The organism is Acidithiobacillus sp. TH-A36, from assembly GCF_057473445.1.
In genome coordinates, this window is record NZ_JBYCKP010000203.1 from 1 (window position 1) to 3,112 (window position 3,112).

Consider the following 3,112-nt stretch of genomic DNA (forward strand, 5'->3'; position numbering starts at 1 on the left):
TGACGGATGTAGCCGCAGCTACTTGTCCTGCGCTATCCTCTGCCCAATATGAACATTGATTTGCACAGGCAACGCTCTCACCATGCGCTCCGCTGAACCAAGCGCGCAGCACACCCCCATGATGCAGCAATATCTCGGACTGAAAGCAGAATGTCCGGATGCGCTGCTGTTTTACCGCATGGGGGATTTTTACGAACTGTTTTACGAAGATGCACAAAAAGCATCGACTTTGCTGGGTATTACACTCACCAGCCGGGGGCACAGCGCAGGAGAACCCATCCCCATGGCCGGGGTTCCGGTGCATAGCATCGATGGTTATTTAGGCAAACTGGTCGCACTCGGTGAAAGAATCGCCATCGGTGAACAAATTGGTGACCCAACCACCAGCAAAGGACCTGTCGAAAGAGCCATTGTCCGGGTATTGACCCCCGGCACCATTGTCGATGGAGGCTTGCTGGATAGTCACCAGGAGCCCCTCCTGCTGGCCATTTGTCCAGAAGGCCCACGCTGCGGCCTTGCCTGGCTGGATGCTGCCGGAGGGCGGCTGATGCTCAGGGAAATTCCCCAGACCGACTTGGCCGACCTGCTGGCCCGGCGTCCTGTAGCTGAAATCATTCTTCCCGAAGATGCGCCACTCAAAACCAGCCTGAACAACAAACATGTCCAGGGGCTGGATAAAACCCTGTTCCAGACCCGGCGCAGTCAGGCCGTGCTGGAGCGCTATTTTGGCGAGCGCCTGGACAGTTTTGGCTGCAATGACTGGCCATTGGCCCTGCGTGCTGCAGGAGCACTTCTCCATTATGCCGAATCCCAACTACGGGGTAGCCTGGCTCAGATCCAGCACCTGCAGCCTGAACGCGCCGAAGATGAGCTGTATCTGGATGCCACCGCTTTTCGTGCGCTGGAAGTTGTTGAAAGCTTGCACGAACAGGGCCCCACCCTGCTGTCTCTGCTGCAAAAGACCCGCACCCCCATGGGTACCCGGCTTCTGAGGCGCTGGTTGTTACGTCCTTTGCGTCAGGGACCCGATTTGCTGCAGCGCCAGCAGCATGTCAGCGCACTGATAGCCGGCCAGGGTCCAGAGCCGCTACAAAAGGCCCTGCAGGGAATCGCCGATGCCGAGCGCATTCTCACCCGTATTGCCTTGCGCAGTGCCAACCCTCGTGATCTGGCGCAATTGCGCAGTACCCTCCAGGCGCTGCCCGCCCTGCACGAAAGCCTGCAGCGCTTCGCGCAAAGTCCACTTCATGATTATCGGGAACGCATCGGGTTATTCGCAGAAACCCGCCTGCTGCTGGAAAACGCCATTGTCGATCAGCCCCCCATGACCCAAAGAGACGGGGGTTATATTCAAACGGGCTATGACACTGAACTGGATCGTTTACAGGCCCTGAGTCACAACCTTCAGGATGTCCTGCGCAATCTGGAGCAGGAAGAACGTCAGCGCACCGGCATCAGCCAGCTCAAAATTCAGTACAATCGGGTTCACGGCTTTTATATTGAAATCAGCCGCAGTTATCAGGGACCTATTCCCGACGACTACCGCCGCCGCCAGACCACCAAAAATGCCGAACGCTACATCAATGACGCCCTCAAGCTTATCGAAGATCAGGCGCTTTCTGCCGAAAGTCTGGCTCTCAGCCGGGAACGTCTGCTCTTCACAACGCTTCTGGACGCCCTGATACCGGAAGTTGCAGCCCTGCAGAACACCATGACCGCAGTGGCGGAACTGGATGTCCTGAGCACCCTGGCTGAACGCGCCATCTCACTGAATTGGTCCGCACCGCAACTGGTGGCGGAAAACAGCCTGCACATTCTTGATGGCAGGCACCCGGTCGTCGAAGCGCAAATGGGCAGTCAGTTTGTGCCCAACGACCTTCATTTTGATGGGCAACAGCGGATGCACCTGATTACCGGCCCCAACATGGGCGGTAAATCTACCTACATGCGCCAGAGCGCACTGATCGTACTGCTCGCTCATATCGGCAGTTGGGTGCCCGCTCGCGAAGCCATTATCGGGCCTGTCGACCAGATATTCACCCGCATTGGTGCTGCCGACGATCTGGCCGGCGGACGCTCGACCTTCATGGTGGAAATGAGCGAAACCGCCCGCATACTGCATCTGGCCACCGCCCGGAGTCTGGTCATTCTCGATGAAATCGGGCGCGGCACCGCCACCTATGACGGCCTCGCCATTGCCTGGGCAACCGCCGAAGCCCTGCTCGAACGCGGAGCATTTACACTTTTTGCCACCCACTATTTTGAACTGACCGAACTGGAAAACCCGCAGCTCAGCAACCTGCATCTGGATGCTGTCGCCCAGAACGATCAGGTCATTTTTCTGCATCGTGTCGAAGCAGGGCCAGCCGCCCAGAGTTACGGCCTGGCCGTGGCCAGCCTGGCCGGCATTCCAGAAAAGGTGGTCAGCACTGCCAAGGTACGGCTGCAGTTACTTGAAAATTCGAGCTCTGCACGACCAAGCATCTTACCCAATCCGGCACCCGCACAAAATCCACCGGCGCAAATTCCCCTATTTGCGGCATCACCCCACCCCGCACTGGAACTCCTGGAGCAAATGGACCCTGACAATATCAGCCCCAGGGAAGCATTGGCCGTTTTATATCAATTGAAAGAGTTGCTGTAGGCTTTTTGTAACGGGGCATATCCGGACAACCCGCCAGCCAAGCATCGAAAGCCAAGAAATCGCCACGCTCTTGGTGTTCATGTTATGCGCTGTTTTTATCGTGACCCTACTACCTACGCGGAATTTTTTGCCTGCTGTGAAATACCCGTATTATTTCCACGGCATCATCCCGCACGCAATAAGGGAGAATGTACGGGTGATCCGTTATCACTAATTCCCTGGTTACAAAAACCCGCCCAGGTCTGCCCATAGCCGGATAGGCGCATAACAAGCCAGTGCCCTGGTGTAGGGTTGTTTGTCACATCCAGATTCGGGAGATCACTTGATTCCCCTTTTTTATCTGAATCCCACGTTGCAAGAACTGTTGTATGAACCGTTGCATTCTTTTACGCTGCAACATTTATAATATTTATTATATATCAATATATTGGCTTAATTTTCTGTTGCAAAAAGATAAATTTCTTAAAC

The 3,112-nt window shown here is 55.4% G+C and carries 1 protein-coding gene and 1 pseudogene; one reads left to right on the forward strand and one right to left on the reverse strand.

Features of this window, described 5'->3' with window-relative positions; translation table 11 throughout:
• Positions 1 to 82 precede the first annotated feature (82 nt).
• On the forward strand, positions 83 to 2,644 hold the full coding sequence (gene mutS / locus AC2VLY_RS05360) for a DNA mismatch repair protein MutS (protein ID WP_486921899.1): 2,562 nt from the start codon (positions 83 to 85) through the stop codon (positions 2,642 to 2,644).
• A 109-nt stretch (positions 2,645 to 2,753) separates the two neighbouring features.
• Here mutS and AC2VLY_RS05365 read toward each other — a convergent pair.
• Positions 2,754 to 2,924, reverse strand: a pseudogene (locus AC2VLY_RS05365) (type II toxin-antitoxin system RelE/ParE family toxin); the annotation flags it as partial.
• Positions 2,925 to 3,112: the final 188 nt, after the last annotated feature.

Bases quoted from the DNA above. Each gene is read 5' to 3' on its own strand.
- mutS (WP_486921899.1), top strand. From the start codon at position 83: ATGCGCTCCGCTGAACCAAGCGCGCAGCACACCCCCATGATGCAGCAA.